9 protein-coding genes and 1 pseudogene are annotated in these 20946 nt (G+C 51.8%); 4 read left to right on the top strand and 6 right to left on the bottom strand.

The window, feature by feature from the left end; genetic code table 11:
- Nucleotides 1-32: 32 nt before the first annotated feature.
- The gene (locus tag H6F80_RS16360) at nt 33-3185 is read right to left on the bottom strand and encodes an AAA family ATPase (protein ID WP_190792606.1); all 3153 of its coding nucleotides are present in this window, start codon (nt 3183-3185) and stop codon (nt 33-35) included.
- 558 nt (nt 3186-3743) lie between these two features.
- Between H6F80_RS16360 and H6F80_RS16355 the strand changes: the two genes are divergently transcribed.
- A complete protein-coding gene (locus tag H6F80_RS16355; protein WP_190792590.1) occupies nt 3744-4274 on the top strand; it encodes a GerMN domain-containing protein in 531 nt (176 codons plus the stop codon).
- On the opposite strand, the gene H6F80_RS16350 is transcribed toward H6F80_RS16355, so the two are convergent.
- Nucleotides 4271-4975 carry a cation diffusion facilitator family transporter gene (locus H6F80_RS16350; protein WP_190792589.1) on the bottom strand — a complete coding sequence of 235 codons (705 nt, stop codon included), beginning with the start codon at nt 4973-4975 and terminating at the stop codon, nt 4271-4273. The two genes, H6F80_RS16355 and H6F80_RS16350, sit on opposite strands and share 4 nt — an antisense overlap.
- A gap of 594 nt (nt 4976-5569) precedes the next feature.
- Between H6F80_RS16350 and H6F80_RS30845 the strand changes: the two genes are divergently transcribed.
- Nucleotides 5570-9616: a PAS domain-containing protein gene (locus H6F80_RS30845; RefSeq protein ID WP_190792588.1), complete on the top strand. Its 4047-nt coding sequence runs from the start codon at nt 5570-5572 to the stop codon at nt 9614-9616.
- Here H6F80_RS30845 and H6F80_RS16340 read toward each other — a convergent pair.
- Nucleotides 9613-11280, bottom strand: a complete 1668-nt coding sequence (locus H6F80_RS16340; protein ID WP_190792587.1) for a D-Ala-D-Ala carboxypeptidase family metallohydrolase — start codon at nt 11278-11280, stop codon at nt 9613-9615. The two genes, H6F80_RS30845 and H6F80_RS16340, sit on opposite strands and share 4 nt — an antisense overlap.
- A 114-nt stretch (nt 11281-11394) precedes the next feature.
- On the bottom strand, nt 11395-14733 hold the full coding sequence (locus H6F80_RS16335) for a S41 family peptidase (protein ID WP_190792586.1): 3339 nt from the start codon (nt 14731-14733) through the stop codon (nt 11395-11397).
- An 812-nt stretch (nt 14734-15545) separates the two neighbouring features.
- On the opposite strand from H6F80_RS16335, the gene H6F80_RS16330 reads away from it, so the two are divergent.
- Nucleotides 15546-16667, top strand: a complete 1122-nt coding sequence (locus tag H6F80_RS16330; RefSeq protein WP_190792585.1) for a glycosyltransferase — start codon at nt 15546-15548, stop codon at nt 16665-16667.
- 248 nt (nt 16668-16915) lie between these two features.
- On the opposite strand, the gene dnaK is transcribed toward H6F80_RS16330, so the two are convergent.
- Entirely contained in the window at nt 16916-18817 is a 1902-nt protein-coding gene (gene dnaK / locus H6F80_RS16325; RefSeq protein WP_190792584.1) for a molecular chaperone DnaK, read from the bottom strand.
- A gap of 1035 nt (nt 18818-19852) precedes the next feature.
- On the opposite strand from dnaK, the gene H6F80_RS16320 reads away from it, so the two are divergent.
- Complete coding sequence (locus H6F80_RS16320) at nt 19853-20551, top strand: PTPA-CTERM sorting domain-containing protein (protein ID WP_190792583.1); 699 nt, start codon at nt 19853-19855, stop codon at nt 20549-20551.
- Between the two features lie 138 nt (nt 20552-20689).
- Here the strand turns inward: H6F80_RS16320 and H6F80_RS16315 are convergent.
- Nucleotides 20690-20946, bottom strand: a pseudogene (locus H6F80_RS16315) (SDR family oxidoreductase); the annotation flags it as partial.

The following is a 20946-nucleotide window of genomic DNA, read 5'->3' as shown; positions in this document are numbered from 1 at the left end:
ATAGGTGCTTAAACAGGGGCTCAAACGGGGGCTTAAACAGATAACTGAATCTGCGATCCCTGCTCGGTTTTATGAACTTCGATCCGGGTCTGAAACGCCTCTTTCAGGTGGGGAATGTGGGTGACGGTGAGAATGCAGGCAAAGTCCGGGGCGATCGCATTAATGGCAGCAATTAGCCGATCGCACCCCGCATCGTCCTGCGTTCCAAAGCCCTCATCGATAATCAAGAGCTGTAAGGCAGTGCCCGATCGCTGTGCCAAAAGTCTTGCCAGGGCTAAGCGAATCGCAAAATTGACCCGAAACGCCTCGCCGCCGGAATAGGTTTCATAAGGGCGCGTGCCCTGGGTATCGCTGATCAAAATATCCAGCGTGTCGATCAGTTTATTGGCAGATTGATGATTCCCTGACTGTGCCGATTTGCGGCTACGCTGGGTGACAAACTGTACATGAAGCTGGTTTGCGCTGAGCCGTCCCAAAATTTGATTGGCTTCGGCTTCGAGCTGGGGCAGCACGTTTTCGATCATGAGGGCCTGAAGTCCGTTTTTGCCGAAGGCTTGCGCGAGTTCCTGATGCACCCGGTACTGGCGGTGCAGGGTTTGAAGCTGTTCGACCAGGGCGGTTTGCTGATTGCTGAGTACGAGGAGCTGCTGTCGCTGCTGTTCAAGCTTACCCAGGGCGGCAAATTGGGTATCGAGGCGCGATCGTCTCAGCAGCAAATTTTGCTCGATCGATCGAATGTCTGCTGCAGGATCGGGCGTTTGGGCGAGGGTGTGATCGATCGCCTGAAGCTGGGCGGCAAGGGTTTGAAGGGCCTGGGTGCGATCGTGCCAGAGTTCGGTCAGGTCACGCATTCGCTGACGCAACTGAGGATAGTGCTGCTGTGCCTGAAGCAGTTCCTGATAGCGCAGCGGGATATCCTGCGCCTGTTTGAGCGTTTGCCGCAAAGCCGTATGCCGTTCCAGGTCATAGCCGATTTCCTGAATGTGACGATCGATTGCCTCGATTTGCTGCTGCAAGGGCGAATGGGGAATCTGCTGAAGCTGCTGTTCCAGGGCGGCGATCGTTTTGGCAATGTGCGGTTCGCGTTCGAGGAGCTGGCTTTGTTTGCGCTGAGCCTGCTTTAGCTCTGCCTGCTTGACTTCTGCCCATCGCCAGCGATCGACCTGTCCCCGTGCCAGGGCATGATTGCGATCGTCGTAGCCGAGTTGGGTAAGCCGCTGATCCAGTAACCGCAGTTCTTCCTGAAGGTCGGCGGCGTAATCCTGCTGCTGAAGTGATCGTTCCAGATGGATTTGTTCTGATATCACCTGCTGAAGTCGGGTTTGTGCTTCCGAAACGCCGTAAAGCTGCTGCTGTAACTGTCCGCGCCGCTCCAGAACAGTGCCATACTGCTCTAGCTCGATCTCCACTGCCCGATATTCCTGCCGCAAGACGCGAATTTCACGATCGGAGGTCGTGAGCTGCTCCCGAATTACCCAGAGCTGATTGCGGATTTCCTGCTGTTGTGCCTGATGCCGCTCGATCACCAAATGCCAGTGATCCTCATCCAGAGGACGATCGCACAACGGACAGGGCGGAAAGGCGGAAGGGAATCGAGATTCAATTGCTGCCACGACCGAGAGTTGCGCGTCTTCGCCGTCGTGGATTGCGGGTCTACTCGCCTGAAGCAATTGCTGAACGCCTGCTTGAATCCCAGATTCGGCGGCATCGTGCTGAAGCATTCGCAGTTTGTGATCGAGTTCGGCGAGTTCTCGTTCGCATTTGCGCTGCTGTTCCTGCAAGCGTTCCATAAAGGTGCGCCGCTCCATGCCTTTCTCGCGAACCTGCTGCTGATAAAGGCGGCGTTTTTCCAGATAGCTGATCTGTTCGGAAACCGTCAGGGTTGCTTTTTGCAGGTGAGGCTGGGTTTGCTGCTGTGCTTCTAGCTGCTGCCGTAAGGATTGGACTTCCTCAAGACGGGCTGTGAGCTTTGCTTGAGCGCGATCGAGCTGAGTCTGCACTTGCTGTCTGCGCTGTGTCAGCGGAGAAGCCTGCATCTGTATTTGATCAAGCTGTGCGAGGTGCGATCGCGCCTGCCGGAGTTGTTCCAGTGCCGCTTCGATTTCGGGTGCTCGGCTGAGAATCTGTCCAATTTCTTGCTGCTGTTGGGCGATCGTCTCTTGCTGTAACTGTGCCTGCCGAAGCTGGTCTTTAATCTGCCCCAGGGCTGCTTGCTGCTGTTGCTGGAGTTGGCTCCGCTGTGCCAGAGCATTCTGATGCGCCTGAAACTTTGCCGTGAGCTGCTCTTCTTCGCGCTGAAGCTGCTGATATTGGGCGTACTGTGCGCCGATCGCCTCCCCGTTTTGCAAAAGCGACTCAAGCTGAAGCTGCTGCTGCTGAAGGGTTTTTAGCTCCTGCTGAAGCCGCTGGCAGTCCTGCTTTAGGGGATGAACCTGCTGCTGCTGAAGGGTTTGCTGCTGCATCCACGCCTGCCGCTGCTGCTGCAACTGACGCAGTGCTGAGAGCCGATCGCCATCCTGCTGCTGTTCGGTCTGCAACTGCTGAATGGTGTCGCGTAGGCTGGCTTCGTCTGCTTCTAGACTGGGCTGTGCCAACTGAGCCGCGATCGATTCTAGCGTGCGTTCCAGCACGGTCATTTCCGCTTTGAGCTGGCGCGATCGTTCTTTTGCCTGCTCGGCTAAATCATCGTACTGTTCTAGCTTGAGCAGATCGGCGAGAATTTGCTTGCGATCGGTAGGACGCTTGAGCATAAACTCGTCTGCCCGTCCCTGACGCAAATAGGCGGAGTTGATAAACGTTTCATAGTCCAGCTTCAAATGCTGCAAAATCAGCTGCTGCGTTGCCCGAATTCCCTTTTCCGTTAAGGTGCGAAATCCATTGGGCGTTGAAATCTGAAACTCTAGCGAACTGGCTTGCCCTCGCCGCCGGGTGCGAATCACGCGATAGGCGTGCTGCTGATACTCAAACACAAAATCCACCTGGGCCTCGATCGCTCCCTGGTGAATTACATCATCTTCGCTCAATGCCCGACTCGCGCCCCAAAGTGCCCAGGCAATTGCTTCTAAAAGCGATGATTTTCCGGCTCCGTTTGCACCACAAATACAGGCAACATTTAAGCCGCGAAAATCGAGCGTTGCCTCGCGGTAGCTCAGAAAGTTTTTGAGAGTAAGCTGCTGCGGAATCACGGAGAGCAAGCCATACGCATATTCATAAGATAACAGTACGACTGCACTTTAATACAGCCGAACTTAAGTTGATTAGGAGGATTTGTTGTGATTTGGAAAGTGATTTTTGGGGAAATGAGGGCGGCTCAGTGATTAAATAGTGCGCTGCGGCGAGTTTATTTTGAGGGGGATTAAGGAATTGGGCGATCGTGGGTTGAATTTAATTAGGGCTGGTATCCGAGTTGCCTGACTCGATTGAAACTCGATGGAAAAGGAGTGAAGAAAACTAAGGGCGTTGCTGAATCATGCAATGAATTTGACTTGAAACGCTCACTAGGGCAAAACTTTCAACGCTCAAAATCTGCCAGAATTGACCGATTTAGGGAGCTGCCCAGCATAGTCAAACCCAACCGTTTATCCTTTAATTCAGCAACGCCAAATAATTCAGCAATGCCAAAGCAGGTTCTTTTCCTGCCGAAACTTCCACCCCTGCTCGATCGTCACTTGTCATGTCATCCGAGATCAGCTGGATTGCAACTCGGAGTTCCTGAAAATATCACGATGTTCAAGATGTTCACGATGTTTAAGTCTTCTCTTCGCAATAGATTTCTTTTAGGGTTAGTCACCGTCGCAGGTTTAACGGCTGCCGTCACGCCTACGATCGCCGCTCAGCTTGAAGCAACGGCTCCCCGGCCTCAAAGGGTAAAAGTTTTCTTTCCCAAAAATCCGCAGCAGCAAAGCGACCTGAGCTATGTAGAACCTGTGTGGCGACAGGCTCAAACTGCAAGCGTGGCTCGGTTTGCCGTGAGCCAGGTGGTGGCAGGGCCAACTCGCCAGGAAAGACAGCAAGGGTTTATCGCACCCCTCACCTTACAGGGCAATTCTAACTGTGGCGGCAGAGACTTCACGCTGTCGATCACTTCAGCAACAGCAAGGCTCCAGTTTTGTCGGCAGGTGGTGTCAGCCGGAGTGGGGGATGATGCGCGGATAATGAGTTCTCTAAATGCCACGCTCAAACAATTCCCAACGGTTCGATCGGTAGTCGTTCTCGACCAAAACGGAAACTGTGTGGGAGATATGAGCGGAGAAAACCTTTGCCTGCGCCGCTAAGCCTGCGAAGAACGACGCAACGCCTGCAAACTTTCACGCAAAAAGGGCAGTGTGCTCACAGCAATAAAGGCAGCAGCAAGTAAGCTCACGATCGCATCTGCCCATTCCCAATGAAACACCAAAATTAATAGAGCGGAGATAACGACGGCGATCGAACTCACGGTATCGGCGAGAATGTGTAAAAACGCGCCGCGAACATTCAAATCAGAATGGCTGTGAGCATGAAAAAGACGAACAGTGAGCAAATTAAACAGCAACCCAACGATCGCCGTCAGCAGCATCGCTTCGCTCACGATCGCAGTATGGCTCTGAAACCGATCAATCGCTTCCCAGGCAACCCAGCCTGCCAACACCAGTAGCCCAATCCCATTGGCGATCGCAGCCAGCACTTCCGCCTGTCGAATATTCAGAAAAGACGGGTGACGGTTTGCTAACTGCGCCACACAGGTTGCCAGCAGCGATAGCCCCATTGCCAGACAGTCAGACAGCAAATGACCTGAATCGGCAACCAGCGCAAGACTGTGGCTCCACCAGCCCATGCTGTATTCAATCAGGGAAAATCCGCCTGTTAAGATCAGCCCCAGCGTCAGCAGTTGCAGCTTGGCGGCAGGGTTAGAATTTTCTTCAGGAATGGGTAATTTTCCTTGAAGCGGGTCACAGTTCAGGCATTCACAGGGCTGCATCATGGTCGGTAAAGTCACGCTCTCCTCATTGCTGGACGAATTTACTGACGAATCCACTGACGAATTGAATTTGCGTAAAGTTGCGCTGCTCAAAGGTTAGCCTCGATCGGTTCGTCTGGCAATGGTTGGTCTGGCAATGATTGGTTTAGTAACAGTGGATTTGGAATGGGTTGATCTGGCAGAGGGTTGCTTTGCCGGACGTTGCTGAATCAGGCAATGAATTTCACTGCACAAATTCTTCCCCGTTTCCTACGATTAAACGACGGGGTGTGGAAAAAATCTGGCGCATCGTTTAGCAAAGAGCAGTCTTGATGCAACTGGAGGCAGCGGGCTTCAGGGCGTTTTGTATAATAAGTTAAATCAGGGGAGCTAAGCCGTTGATTGGGGTTTGTTTTATCCCGCTAATTTTTAAACGCAGAATGAAAGGGGCATTTTTTGTCTCATTACGAACTAATCATTCCTTGGAAAGGCAACATAAGCATATTAGTATCGCCGCTTGCTGTTTAGGTTTATTGTTTATTGATTCACTGTTTAGGTTCTATCATTTGGGTTCACTGTTGTAAAAGTTTGGGTTCGCTGTTGTAAAAGGGTCATTCGCCAACTGAAAATCTTGTGGCACCTGCAAATTCGGGCTCCTCGCTTTCGCTTGAGAAGATTCTAGAGAACATTTCCGCTCTTGCCCTTCAGATTCAACAGTGCAGGGATTTAGAGGAGATTCTACAGTGGGCGATCGCTGATACCAGAAGCCGACTGCAAACCGATCGCGTCTTGATCTACTGCTTGCGAGAAGATGGGAATGCTGTCATTGCCTATGAGTCTGCTGGTGCGGAGTGGACACCGCTGATCGGGCAGGTGATTTGTGATCGCAGTTTTAATGAAATCTGGGTCGAACGATACCGCCAGGGCGAAGTCGCAGTGATTTGTGACATTCGAGCAGGAGATTTGCCAGCCAGCTCGGCTGAACGGTGGGAATGGTTGCAGGGGCAAGCCAATCTGGTCGCGCCGATTGGGAGCCAGGGCAACTTGTGGGGACTGCTGATTGTTCATGACTGCCGCAGCCCGGGTGAGTGGCAGCCGATCGAAATGCAATATTTGCAGCAGGTCGCGCTTCATCTGGGCATTGCGGTTCAACAGGCAAATTTGCAGCAATCTCAGCAGGGGCTAGTCGCTGAGCTAGACGATCGCCAACGGCAAATCTATCAGGCATTGCAGACCAGTGAAAATCGTTTGTCACTTGCCTTGAAAGCAGCAAACGCGGGGATGTGGCAATGGGATCTGATAACCAATCAAACGTTTTGGTCAGAAGAGAACTACCGCTTGTTGGGCTATGAGCCGCAGATCCATAACCCCAGCTATCAAAACTGGCTTAACGCGATTCATCCAGACGATCGAGAAGCTGCCGATCGGTTTGTGACCCAGGCATTAGCAGAAAAACGGAACTGCAGCATAGAATATCGCGTGCTCTTGCCGGATAACCAAGTGCGCTGGTCTGCTGATATAGGTGAAATTCTATATGACGCAGACGGCAACCCCACGGGCATCATTGGCATTCAGATTGACATTACCGAGCGCAAGCGGGTCGAAAACGAACGCAAACAGGCTGAGCTTGCTCTGCAACAGCTTAACCAGGAACTCGAACTTAGGGTGCAGAAACGCACGCTCGCCCTTCAGCAAAGCGAGGCTTGCTGGCAGTTTGCGCTAGAAGGGGCAGGCGATGGCGTGTGGGATTGGAATATTCAAACCAATCAGATCGCCTTTTCCTGGCAGTGGGGAGCGATCTTGGACGATGCTGAGCCTGGGGGAATCAAGACACTGGAGGAATGGAATCGTCGAATTCATCCTGATGATCGCGCCTCGTGCAACGACAAACTGGCTGACCATCTCAGCGGCAAAACTCCGATTTATCAGAATGAATACCGGGTTTACTGCAAAGACGGCAGCGAAAAGTGGATTCTCGATCGCGGCAAGGTCGTGGAGTGGACGGCAACGGGCAAACCGCTAAGAATGATCGGCATTCATACCGATATCACCGATCGCAAACAGGCAGAGGAACAGCGACAAGCCCTAGCCAATCGCCTTAAGCTGGCGGTAGAAGCAGCCCATATGGGGGTTTGGGATTGGGATCTGGTCAACGATTGCCTCGTTTCAGACGATCGCATTCATGAACTTTATGGCATTCAGCTGCCTGGAGCAGTCGACTCCTACGCAGCCTGGGAAGCCTGTGTTCATCCTGATGATCTACCGACCCGCCGTGCGGCTATCCAGCAAGCTCTTGTAGAAAAAACAGCGGTTAAATCAGAGTTTCGGGCAATTTTACCAGACGGAACCCTGCGCTATATCGAATCCTGTACGCTGGTGCTGCGCGATGCAGCGGGCACTCCGATTCGGATAATTGGCATCGATCTAGATATTAGCGAACGCAAGCGCGTTGACAACGAACGAAAAGCTGCCGAAGCCGCCCTGCGAGAACAGCAGCAGTTAACTGAGCAAATTGCGGAATCGACTCTGGCAATTTTGTATATCTACGACTTGATTGAACAGCGCAACGTCTACTGTAGCCAGCAGGTTGAAGCGGTATTGGGATACTCCTCCGCCGAGGTTCAGGCAATGGGTGATCTGCTGTTTGTGCTGCTGATTCACCCCGATGATATGCCCAGAGTCATCCAGAATCAGCAGAATTTTTCTCAAATGCAGGAGAATGAGTTTCTCGAAACCGAGTACCGAATGCGGCATAAATCGGGAGACTTTCGCTGGCTACTGGGTCGAGACAAAATTTGGAACCGCACTCCTGCGGGAAACCCCAGACAGGTGGTTGGCGTTGCCGTTGACATTACTGCGTTAAAGGAATACGAAGCAACGCTGCATCAGCAGGCAGAACGGGAACGGCTTCTGACCACAATCGCCCAAAATATTCGTAAAACGCTGGATCTAGAGCAAATCCTCGACACGGCGGTCATAGAAGTTCGGCGGCTGCTTCAGGTCGATCGCGCGATTATTTATCGCTTTGAAGCCGGCTGGAGCGGCTTGGTTGTGGCTGAATCCGTGGCGGAAGGATGGCAATCGCTGCTGGGCAGGCAGATCACTGATACCTATTTTGCAGAAACCCAGGTACAGCTGTACTTTCAGGGACAAATCACTGCCGTCGATGACATTTACCGTGCCAGCCTGACTCCCTGCTATCTCGAAATGCTGGAACAAATTCAAGTGCGGGCGTTGCTGGTGGTGCCCATTCTTCAGAACGACCATTTGTGGGGGCTTCTGGTGGCACATCATTGCCACAACACTCGCCAGTGGGAATCCTTTGAAATGGCATTGCAGGAGCAGTTGGCAACCCAGCTTGCGATCGCTATTCAGCAGTCAGAACTGCATCAGCAGGTGCAAATTCTCAACGCTGAATTAGAGTTGCAGGTGCAGGAGCGAACCGCTCAACTTCAGCAGTCTCTCCACTTTGAGGAATTGCTGAAACGCATTACGGATAAGGTGCGAGACAGCCTGGACGAACAGCAAATCTTGCAGGTAGTTGTCGAAGAGTTAGCCAAGGATTTACCGATCGAAGCCTGCGACACTGGAATTTACAACGCCGAGCAGACGCTTTGCACCATTGTGTACGAGTTTACCAATACTCTCTCTCCGATTCAGGGACAAACCTTTGAGATTGCCAAGGCTCCTCACAGCGAGATTCATCTCTCTCTTTTGCAAGGACAACTCTGCCAATTTTGTGGGCTGACGACCAATACCCTTCGCTCCGGGCAGCAATTGTTGACGATTCTGGCTTGTCCCATTCGGGATGAAAAAGGAATTTTGGGAGAGATCTGGCTGTTCAAATATTCGCAGGAACTGTTTAACGAGCTAGAAGTGCGGCTTGTGCAGCAGGTTGCCAATCAATGTGCGATCGCCCTGCGTCAATCTCGGCTTTTCCAGGCAGCGCAGCAGCAGGTGCAAGAACTGGAGCGGCTCAATCAGCTCAAAGACGACTTCCTCAGCACTGTTTCCCACGAACTGCGAACGCCAATGTCCAATATCGGTATGGCAACCCATATGCTCGGAATTAGCTTGGAGCAGTTGGGCATCCTCACCAATGAGTCAAATCCGATCGCTCGCTACTTCAATGTGCTGCGAACTGAGGGACAGCGCGAGATTAGCTTAATTGACAATCTGCTCGATCTCACCCGTCTGGACGCGGGGACTGACCCGCTCAATTTCACAAGCATTGGGCTTCAGTACTATCTTCCCCATCTTGCTGAAAGTTTTGTTGAACGTGCCCGCCAGCAACAGCAGCAATTCGCCATCCACATCCCGTCCGATCTGCCTCCCCTCATCACCGATATGTCCTATCTGGGGCGCATTCTCAGCGAACTGCTGAACAATGCCTGCAAATATACCCCCTCTGGAGAAGCGATCGCCCTTGCTGCCCAAGCCACACCAGAACATTTAGCAATTCGGATTAGCAACTCTGGTGTCGAAATTCCTCCAGCGGAACATGAGCGGATCTTTGACAAGTTCTACCGTATTCCCAACAGCGACCCCTGGAAATACGACGGGACAGGACTGGGATTAGCGTTAGTGAAAAAGCTTGTTCAGCGATTAGGCAGTAGAATTCGCGTGGAAAGTGCAGCTGGACAAACTGCCTTTATTGTCGAATTTAAGATTTCTGCTTAATGTGTCCACCGGGCACGATACCCTCGCGCATCCAGATGGCAGAGAGCCGGAAAACTGCTGTAGCGTCCTAATCCGCCTGTCCACCAGGGGTCGAGTGCCCGATAAACCTGATCACCCGTCAGCCCATCGCAGTAAAAATCGATCGCATCCCCAATGAGGTGACGGCTAAACGAAGCTCCGCCCACGTCCTGATTAATTGCCGGAGGACGATACCAGCTTGTTACCCGAAATGGACGACCAATGCGGTCGCGGGCTTGCTGGGCTAAAGCTGCAATTCGCACAATGCCGTCTACCGTCGCCTGATTGGGTGGCATTCGGGTTCCGCCGTGGGTGGCTTCTGCCCAGGTAAAGCTGCCGTTGGGCATAATTGCCGCATAAAGCTGAATATTCTCCGGTGTCCAGCGGGTCGGACGGGGAGGCAGAGGCGCAGGTTCAGGCGCAGGGGCAGCGTCGGTTGATCCACGCCCAGCCGTTTCCATTCGCCGCACATCTTGCAGTAAAGACTGAAGTGCCTTTTCGCGGGTATCCAGTCCTCGCCAGAGCTGCACCAGTCGAATCAGCGCCTCTCGCTGCTGGTCAGTTTCGCGATAAGTAACGGGCACACGGCGCATAAAGTCCAGCAGAGCGCGATCGAGCTGAGTCGCCGCATTGATGAGCTGTGTGCGATCGGGATTGCTGGCGGTCAGAATCTGCGAATTCACGCCCAGAGCCGTCAGAGCCGAGGTGCGCGAGTCTAACCCTGCCCAAAGGCGATAGGTTTCTGTGAGTGCGTTGCGCTGATCGCCCCGTCCCTGATAAAACTGCGGAATGCGCTGCACAAACGCCATCAACGCCGGATCAACAATTTGAATATTCGTTTCTGCCGAGAGATTATTTTGCAGCGCGACGATCGCCTCTTCCCGCGAATCGAGCTGCCGCCAGAGCTGCACTAATCGCACCAATGCCTCTCGCTGATGAGGGTATCCGGCAAAAAAAGGTGAAACCTGCTGCATAAACTGAAGCAAAGGCTGATCCAACCGGGTCGCATCCAGGGTCAGCAAAGCCGGATCGTTTTCCGGGATTCGGAGCAAGCCTGCGATCGTCGCCTCACGAGTATTCAGCTTGCGCCAGATTCGTACCGCTTCCAGCAAAGATTCCTGCTGATAGCTCAGTCCCAGATAATAGCGCGGCAGTCGTTCCACAAATCGCAGCAGCGCATTGTCGAGATAATCTAAGTTCTGCGGCAACTGGCTTCCGCTAAAGTCGATCGCCAAATCTGCAATCAAAGCCTGCTTTAGTGCATCCCGATCGCCGGGTTCTAATCGAGCAGAAGTCGGCTCACTCACCGGCGGAATGTAGCCCAGCGCAACCGTTTGAATGAATCGATCGCTATACCGCCCCTCTGCCCCATTCCACAAATCCGCCCCCTTCCACCCCTGAGCCGTCAACTTATCCGTCAGGCTGCGAATCGTATTTGCTGCAAACTGTACCTGTTCTGGAAACGTATCCACCTGCTCCGGCGGAATCCGATTGGCAGGCGAAATGCCCAACCCCGTTTCTCCATCGCTCAGTGCAGGACGACGCTGGACAGCATAAAGGGCGGCAAGAATGGGTTTATGAATCCCAGTGCGGGCGGCTTCGAGGAGATAGTAGTAGTTGCGCTGCTCTGGGTTGAGTCCTGCCATAGCGATCGGTGGGGGGAATCAGATGGTCTGTTTTATTTTGCCTGATTCGGGGGTGAGTGGGTGAGTGCAGGGTGGTTTTGGGAGGCGATCGGGAGAATAGGGCGATTGGGTGGATTACGGCAGTGGCAGGTAAGGACGATCGCCAAAGTCGGGCAAGGAAACATCCTGCTGCTCAAGCTGAGCCAGAGCGACCTCGATCGCCTTTTCGAGCTGAGAGTCTTTGCCCTGTCGCCAGTCTTGCGGGGTGATTTCGACTTCGATATCGGGGTCAGTGCCGTAGTTTTCAACACCCCAGCCCACATCTTTGAACCAGAAAGAATACTCAGGCTGCGTCACCGTGCTGCCATCCACCAAGGAGTGAGTGGGTGAAATGCCAATGACTCCGCCCCAGGTGCGTTTGCCGATCAGCGTACCGATTTTCATCAGCTTAAAGCAGTGGCTGAAGATATCTCCGTCTGATCCGGCTTGTTCGTCAGTCAGGGCGACGATCGGCCCTAGAACGGAATCGCTCGGATAAGGTTCGGGCTTGCCCCAGCGCGGCACATCGTAGCCAACTCGCTCTCTCGCCAATTTTTCGAGCAAAAGCTGAGAAACATGACCGCCGCCGTTATAGCGCACGTCTACGATTAAGCCCTGTTTGTGGACTTCTGCGAAATAGTAGCGGTGAAACTCTGCATAGCCACCCGCGCCCATATCTGGGATGTGCAGATAGCCAATTCTGCCCTGGGTTGCTTCTGTCACCTGGCGATGGTTGCGCTCGACCCATTCTCGATAGCGAATGTGGGTTTCCCGGTTCAGCGTTTTGACTGAGACAGTGCGCGTCGTCGGTTTCGGTTCGCTGGCTGTGTTATCTGTTGAATTATCTGGTGCGTTCTCTGGGGGTGCAGTTTCAGTAGGGGCAGTTTCAGTAGGGGCAGAATTGGTTTGGGCGGTTTCGGCATCAGTTTCAGCTTCTTCAGGACGGGCGGCAAAGGTGAGGCTTACTTCACAGCCTGACTGGTGAACGAGCAATTCCTGGGGCGATCGGTGTAACCCCACCCGTTGCCCGTTGACCGCCAGCAAAATATCACCTTTCTGCACATTCAGCCCGACCTGATTCAAAGGTGAATCGTGCTCGGTCCAGGAGTCTCCCTGCACGATGTGGGTAATGCGATAGCCGTCTGTATCTGAGTCGTACTGGAAATCTGCACCCAAAAAGCCCAGGTGATAATGGGGTTCGTGGCGATAGTCGCCGCCGTATTCGTAGGCATGGGACGTGCCCAGTTCGCCCTGCATTTCCCAGATCAGGTCAGAAAACTCCGATCGCGTTGAAATCCGATCGAGCAACGGACGATAGCGATCGTACACGCGCTCCCAATCCACACCGGACATATCTGCCGTCCAGAACTGCTGCTGCTGAAGCCGCCAAATCTCTTTAAACATCTGCTGCCATTCCTGGGCGGGCGTTACAGAAACCCGAATGCGATCGAGCTTGAGCCAGCCGCTTTTCTTACCCGGTTCTTCTTTGGCGCGTTCCTTATCTTGGGGATTGGTGGAACAGACCCGCAGCCGATGACCCGATCGATAAATCACCGTCTTGTGATCTCTTGAAACTCGGAAGCTCGACACTTCACAGGCGAGGCGTTCCTGCTTTTGTGCTTCAAAGTCATAGAGTTCTAGCGTTGCTTTGCCGTTGCCGTTGCCCCGCTCCAGGCTGCCCGTAACCGGATATGCCGTAAACAGGACTTTCCCTTCTACGCCCCAGATTTGCCCGTAGCGTCCTTCGCTGACCGGGAATCCTAGAATGCGGCGATCGATTCCTTCGAGGTCAACTTTGACAGGCTGAATTTTCTTTTCTGCCTGCTCCGAATCTTTCTCTTTTCCTTCTTCTTTCTTATCGTTTGTCTTGTCCTCTTCCTTTCCATTCAGCAGCTTTGACTGCATCACAAACGGATTCGGTGTCTCTTTTTGCAGCGAGATTAGGAACGGACGCATTCCCTTTGGAAAGCCCAGATCAAAGTAGATTGAGTCATACACCGGATTAAAGTCGCGCACTGAAAGGAAATAAATAAACTTACCGCCCGGATCAAAAGCAGGCTGTACATCCCGGAAGCGGGGCGGTGTTAGACGATGCAAGGTTCCGTCTTCCAGGTGACAGAGCTTGATCGAGAAAGTGAGCTGACTCTCGGCGCAGCTATAGGCAACCCATTGTCCATCTGGCGACCAGGAAAAACCCTGGATCCAGGCAAAATCGCTGCGATCGAGGATTCGATGCTCCCTGGTATTCAAATCAATCCAGATCAGCTCGTGTCGATGGTTAGTCAAAACTACCTGATCGGCGGTCGGCGATACCTCTAGCCCGTTCACCCGCCCAATATCCAGCCCTTCCAAAACTTCCGCTTCTGTATCCAGATTCAGCGATAGGATTTCCAGTGCCTCAACTCCAGTGCAATCGCTCACCGATACCAATCGCTTTTTGTCATTTAGCCAGCGCGTTAATCGATAGCGTCCGGCTTCAGATTGCCCCAGCGACAGCACTGCCCCTTCCCAATTGCTCAAGGCAAACGGTTTGCCTCTGGTGCTCAGCGTCGTGGAATGTCCTTTTGGGTGCAGGTCATAGCTGTCAAGAAACTCGCTTGCTTCGACAAACTTGCGCTGTCGCTGCACTCTGGGACTGTAGAAGTCAACTTCAATTCGAGTGTTAGTGTTGGCTGCGGGATCAAAGCAGTACAGCTCTGCTCCTGCATGGTAGATAATGCACTGTCGATCGGTAGAAGCGTGGCGGGCATAGTATTTGCCGTGATCCGTGTGACGCTGCAAATCTTCCCCTTCAGGGGTGCAAGAGTAGATATTACCGATGCCTTCGTGATCTGAAATGAAATAAATGCGATTGCCTACCCACATGGGTGCAGCCAGATTACCGTTGAGCTGAATCAGCAGCCGAAAGTTACCGTCCCCCTGCACATCAACCCACAACACGCCCATAGTGCCGCCCCGATAGCGTTTCCAACGTGCCGGGTCCGCAATATTTCTGCCGATAACGATACCCCCGGCACGACCAAAGCTCACCGCATTCGCCACACCCCAGGGAAGCTCTTTGGGTAGACCGCCCTCAGGATCGATCGTGTACAGCTGGGGCAGTCGAAAAAAGGGCTGCGTTGCGCTGCTGCAAAACACAATTTGGCCGTCGGGAGTCCAGCCTGCGGTTGAAGCGAAACCCGTAAACGTGAGCCGAGTGGCTTCGCCCCCGGTTGCGGGCATACAGTAAACCTCTGGGTGTCCTTCTTCCCGCCCGGTAAACGCCAGCAGCTCACCATTGGGAGAGAGAACAGGATGCCTCACTTCACCCAGATTTGCCGTTAACCGGACTGCCGCACCGCACGATAGCGGAACCGTCCACAGGTCATCTTCGCAGACAAACACAACACGATCACCGCTCAGGGTGGGATAGCGATAGTAACCAGCTTGATTCATGGAATTCGATCGGCTAAGAGAGGCAATTTCCTGATTTTAGACAATCTCCGCTAATTTGAGCGATTTATTGTTTCTCTGGGTACTTGACAAAAAGTAAAACAAATTCACCACAGTTTTCTTTTAGTCATATCCTCACTCGTATAGCTGAGTATCGTTTAAGTTTACTTAGGCTTCAATTTGCTACCGTCTCAATCACACTTCCCCTATCCCCATTGCTCGCCTGTTGTTCAATGCCTTCAGCAGCCATAGTTCACGCAGGAGGATTGATTAAAGTTTTTACAGAAGTTGTTTCTGATACTGACGTAAACCGTGAATTTGCGGTTTGAGGTCGAGTAAGTGAGGTCGAGAAATCAATAAAGTTTCTACAAAGACGATCGATTCTCTCGGTTACAGGCAAACACAATCATTATTCAGGCTCTCAAAGTACTGTGAGGCAAGCTTTTTAGTAGGGTTAGCAACTTTTGTTCTCCTTATCCTTCAGGATCACTCAGAAGGAGGCGTAATAAAGTTTTTACGAAGACGATCGTTTCATGCCTTTTTCTCTACGGGAGATCAAGTATTATCTTTAGTTCAATTGCATTAAGAGACGCTGAGGCTTTTTTAGAAAAGGTACTGCTCTTAACCACCGCGCCTTGATTTTTTTGGAACGTCCATAACGTGAGGTTGGAGACTGAATTGAACATAATTAAATCGAAATTAAATCGAACACTGTAGCTTCATAAATTCCAGATTGGTTTTGATTGGCTTAATTGGTTTCTATTGCTTACCCTGAATCCCCTTACCAAGCTATTTGCAGCACGGAGATACTGAATATGCTTCTTACAGATCGCCTCCGGGAGTTATCTACTCAAAATCCTTACTTCACGGTTACAGAAAATTTCTTCAAGCCCTTGCCCTATCCCGTCTATTTCGTAACCAAAGACCCCAAATGGCTTCCCTTAATTAATAACCCCGATTTGGCGTTTGACGATTCGCTTTATGAACTGTGCGTCACTGGACATGACATGTGGTCGGCTCAGGCATATCTCGATCTAAAGCGGCGCAGCTTTGATGTTCATTTGGTGTCAGAGCCAGTACCAGGAAAAATTTGTATTATTCCTTACTATTACCTTCAACCTAAAGATTGGCTATTTAAAAGCTATGTTATCGGCTGCCGATACGATACGCCTCACCCCCAGATTTGCAATCAGCGAATTGTTATCAACCCGCTACAGGTTCGAGATCAAACTCATCACTACTTACCCCATCGACCTCAGCCCAATCTTCAACCTCGTGATGCTTCACGGGGCATAACGCTCAAAAATCTTGTCTTCAAAGGGCACTCTTATAATCTTGCAGAACCGTTCAGAACTCCAGAGTTTCTATCAGCATTAGAAGCAATGGGAATTACTCTGAGGATGAGTACCGAAAATTTAGATTCAAGTTTTGCGGATTGGGCAAACTACACTGAGGCGGATGCCGTAATTGCAGTGCGGAATAACACCGTTTACGACATTTCTCTAAAGCCAGCTCTGAAGTTAATCAATGCTTGGTTTGCAGGATGTCCAGCCATTTTGGGTCCAGAGCCAGGATATCAACAAATACGCCGCTCGGAACTGGATTACTTTGAGGTACGCACCCCTGAAGAAGCGATCGCAGCTCTCCAGCGGCTCCAGCAAGATCCCGAACTTTATCTAGCAATGGTTGAAAACGGCTTTAAGCGCGCTCAAGAATACACTCTCGATCGCGTCATCCTGGAATGGCATCACTTCTTGACTGGACCGATCGCTCAAGGATACGAACAATGGCTGCGTCGATCGGCGATCGAAAAACAGTTTGGGCGCCCCCTGCACTATGCGGGGCAAATCGTTCGCCAGAAATTGGCAGAGAAGGAGTATAAGCACAAGATTCATCACGGACCTCGAATCCTTGAGGGAGCGCAAAGCAGCGTCTAAATTTTGCCTGCTCCTAACTTTTGCGTCTGGCTTTTGCTTCTAACTCTGCGAGTGATGTCCCTTGCCCTGTTGGTTTCCAAGAATAGGGCAGGGAAACCTCGTTTAGCGATCGAGTTTACGAAAGCAGCTCAAAGTCCCCTACTCCTGGGGAGCATCCCGTAAAGCAACAAAAAAGGCGGCAGAGCCGCCCCGGTTGTTTTATCGGAGGTTTACCAGATCATTTGCACTCCACAGGAGTTCTAACTGGCTTACTTGTCTTCTGTGAATTCGGCATCGATCACGTCATCGCCGCTGGGAGCCGAACCGCCCGTGCTGCCGCCATCATCGCTCGGACCTGCGCCCGGTGCGCCTGCGCCCTGATACAGATTGCTGCTGATGTTATAGAGCAATTGCTGCATTTCGTTCGGCAAGGAGCGCATCTTGTCGTAGTCTTCGGCGTTGATGGCCTGACGCAGTTCTGCCACCATGTCTTCCAGCTTGGTTTTGTCGTCTGCGGGAATCTTATCGCCCAGATCCTTGAGCTGCTTCTCAGTCTGGTATGCCAGCGATTCAGCCTGGTTCTTGATGTCGATCTTCTCGCGTCGCTCCTGGTCAGCCGATGCGTTCATTTCGGCATCGCGCACCATTTGCTCAACCACATCCTTCGGCAGCGTCGAAGCACCCGTAATGCTGATCGACTGCTCTTTGCCCGTGCCTTTATCCTTCGCGCTTACGTTCAGAATGCCGTTAGCGTCGATGTCAAAGGTGACTTCGATTTGAGGCACGCCACGAGGAGCCGGGGGAATGCCATCCAGACGGAAGGTTCCAAGGCTCTTGTTGTCGTTTGACATCTGACGCTCGCCTTGCAGAACGTGAATCTCTACGTTGGTTTGGCCGTCAGCTGCCGTCGAGAAGGTCTCAGATTTCTTGGTGGGGATGGTGGTGTTGCGCTGAATGATCGGGGTCATCACGCCGCCAAGGGTTTCAACGCCCAGCGAGAGCGGAGTCACGTCCAGCAGCAGAATATCTTTTACTTCGCCTGCCAGCACGCCTGCCTGAATTGCCGCACCGACTGCCACCACTTCATCTGGGTTCACCGACTGGTTGGGGTCTTTGCCCAGGACACGCTTCACAACTTCTTGCACAGCGGGAATCCGAGTTGAACCGCCCACCAGGACGACTTCATCGATCTGGCTCTTGTCCAGCTTTGCATCGCGCAGCGAGTTTTCAACGGGAATGCGGCAACGATCGATCAAATCAGAGCAAAGCTCCTCAAACTTGGCGCGCGTCAGAGTGACATCCAGGTGCTTAGGACCGTCCTGCGTTGCAGTGATGAAGGGCAGGTTGATTTCGGTCTGAGTCACGCTGGAGAGCTCGATCTTGGCTTTCTCGGCTGCCTCAGTAAGACGCTGGAGTGCCTGCTTATCTTTGCGAAGTTCAATGCCTTCGTTGCGCTTAAACTCTTCTGCTAGGAAGTCTACGATCTTCTTGTCGAAGTCGTCGCCGCCCAGGTGGGTGTCACCGGAGGTCGATCGCACTTCAAACACACCGTCGCCCACTTCCAGGATCGATACGTCGAACGTACCACCGCCTAAGTCGAATACCAGAACCGTCTCGTTGGTCTTCTTATCCAAACCGTATGCCAGTGATGCAGCAGTCGGCTCGTTGATAATTCGCAGCACTTCCAGACCTGCGATCTTGCCTGCGTCTTTGGTTGCCTGACGCTGGGAGTCGTTAAAGTAAGCAGGAACGGTAATCACTGCCTGAGTAACGTCTTCGCCCAGATACTTGCTGGCATCTTCCTTCAGCTTCCGCAGCACTTGGGCGGAAATTTCTTCGGGGGCGAACTGCTTGCCTTGCGCCGTACAGTCAATTTTGACGTTGCCGCTAATGTTCAGCACTTTGTAGGACACTTCGGTCATCTCGTTGCCGACTTCATCAAAGCGACGACCGATAAACCGCTTCACCGAGTAAAAGGTGTTCTCCGGGTTCATCACTGCCTGACGCTTTGCAATCTGTCCGACAAGACGATCGCCATTTTTCGTATAAGCAACAACCGAGGGTGTCGTGCGGAACCCTTCTGCGTTTGCAATAACGGTCGGCTTACCCCCTTCCATCACTGCCACACACGAGTTGGTTGTTCCTAAGTCAATTCCAACAACTTTAGCCATATACCTTTCAAATCTCCGGTTCTAGAGTTCTCGATGATCTGGTTGCTCACAAACCAAATGGATTGGGGTGTCCGTCCCTCGGCTGCCGGGTGTCCCGGTCGTCCTTTGTTCTAAGCAACGAGACTGCAATAAACAGCCAAACGCCGCCACAGCTCAGGATGCAGCACTACCTCTATAGTGTGTATTTTTGCTCATTCCTTGAAGGCGGGTTTACCGAACAAGGGGTGGGACGGTTTGATAATTCGGGATTGATGAATGAGTTTGTCTATTCTGTAAAAGATCCAATCTGTAGAAGATCCAAACGGCAAGGGTGCTGATAGAACAAAACCACGATCGATCGCAGAACAGATAGGCTTTATCCGAAATTTCAAATCCCAAACTCAAAGCTCACATGGTCTTAGTGTAAGAATTTCGATCGGGTGGCGCGTGGGGGCGAACCGTAACAGACAGGTGGTATTTGCCGTGCCGAGATAGATTTGGCTTCCGAGAGGAGAGCCATAGTCTCTGTAAGGGCAGGTTTTGCCAGAGGAGTAATGTTGGTTACGCTTTGTTGATGCGATCGCCCGTAACCGTAGAAGGCAGTTTCCCTGATGTTGTAGTGATACAGTCACCCAGTAATTCGCAAGGTTCGAGTATCACTGCCCAACCGGACAATCTCTATAAAATTTCTAAGTAGAATCTAAGTGTATTTTTTAACCTTTGTGTAGAATCTACGTAGGAACTATATTTTTTTGTGGAAATAAGTAAACTGTGAACAGTTGACCCAGAAATGAAAACGTTAGCGGGGCATCTTCACTCGATTTGCTCCAATCACTCCCGTCTCATCAGATTGCATCAGGGAATGTTGGGATGCCAGGGGTGGTTTATCAGAGCATCCGTAGAATCAGGCTTTTTGCATCAGGATCACAGTTTGCATGAGTTGACTCCGCAGCGTTAGCTCAAGGTAGGCGATCGTCTTATTTGTGCGATCGTCTCATTTCAGGTGGTCAACATTCAGGGACTCCTACCATTCACCTTTTTCAGGAGTATAATCCTATGTTGACGTTGAAGAACGCAGCAACGAAAGTTTCAGCAACCGCTTTTGGAACAGCAATGCTCACTGTGGGTGTTTTGCTAACATCGGCAACTGCTTCCGATGCCGCAATTATTGCATTGGGTGATTCCCACTCACCTTTTGGAACAAATACGATCGCTAATCTTGGCTTTAACTTGGTCAATGTGACGGACAGTGCTGCTCCGAACGGAACTACAATTTCCTCGCTTTTAGCACCTAATGGAATCACGGTCACTTTCAGCCCAGAGACTGGTAAAAGGACAGTTCCTGATGGATGGTCTACATGGAGCAATGGTTACACAGGTCCTGTCTACAGTGATTCCGTGACGACAAGCCTCACGCTTGCTTTTTCATCCCCTATCACTGCCTTCGATTTCTTTGCTGAACCCAATCCTTTTGACTTCCGCAATATTACAGCAACGACTGCAAGTGGTGCGACCTTGACCCAATCTGTTAACGGTTTAGCGGGAGCCAAATATTTCGGGTTCTACTCGGACAATGCTACTGACGAAATTACTTCAATTACCATTTCGAGTTCAGATAACTTTGCAATTGGTCAAATGCGACTTGCTGCTACGCCAGTTCCGACTCCTGCCCTCCTGCCAGGTTTAATTGGCATGGGCATTGCAACCTTCCGTAAGCGCAAAGGGGAAGCGGCTCAGGAAAGCAGCAAAGCTTAATTTGCGTTAACCCATTAAGTCTTGAGTCGGAGGATTGAGTCCAGCTTCAGGTGAATGCCTGGATGCCGGGAGCCAACCTCCGGCTTCTTTTGTGGGAATCGATTTTGGGAAAACGATCGCCCTTCACCCACACACCCCCTACGCGATCGAAGCAAACAGCCCCGACCAATCGATCGCCTCAGGACGATTCCCCTTATTCACCATCTCAAAAATCTTGTTTGCCGCATTCGGGTTATGCAGGGATTCTACGCAAGCAGCCGCCACATCGATTCGGCTGGTTTGCCCGGAGAGCGTGTCGCCGGTGCCGATCGCAATTCCCTTTTTACCGCCTGTGGTGGCTTTCATCAGCGTATTGAGGTCATAGGACGTAAAGGGACCGTCGATGAGTTGTCCGG

Origin of the sequence: Leptolyngbya sp. FACHB-711 (assembly GCF_014695615.1) — a bacterium.
Classification (GTDB): domain Bacteria; phylum Cyanobacteriota; class Cyanobacteriia; order Elainellales; family Elainellaceae; genus Leptolyngbya_A.
This window is presented reverse-complemented; position numbering and strand designations above follow the sequence as displayed.